The sequence below is a fragment of the Salinimicrobium oceani genome (assembly GCF_012037645.1).
Window position 1 is genome coordinate 1 of sequence record NZ_JAAVJR010001029.1, and the last position, 371, is coordinate 371.

At 44.7% G+C, this 371-nt stretch carries 1 protein-coding gene; it reads left to right on the forward strand.

The genetic code is table 11. From position 1 onward, the window contains the following. Positions 1-371 (forward strand): methyltransferase domain-containing protein (locus HC175_RS20620; RefSeq protein ID WP_168139886.1); only part of this gene is annotated, 371 nt, incomplete at both ends.

Below are 371 nucleotides of genomic sequence, written 5' to 3' on the forward strand. Positions count from 1 at the left end.
GGCTGCAACGCCGGATTCTATTCATTAGAACTGGCAAAACGCGGCGCAGAGGTGCTGGCGATTGATCTTGATGAACATTACCTGAAACAGGCGAAATGGACAGCAAAACAGTTTGGGCTGGATGATAAAATAAGATTTAAGCAAATGCAGGTTTACGATCTCGCACATACCGAAGAGCAGTTCGATCTCATCTGGTTCATGGGAGTTTTCTACCATTTGCGCTATCCTATGCTGGCAATGGACATCCTGTCTCAAAAAGTGAAAAAAATGATGGTCTTTCAAACACTCTCTCTTCCCGGAACAGAAGAAATGGAAATTCCGGAGGATGTGGAATTTCACAAGAGGGAGATCATGCAGGAAAATGCATGGCC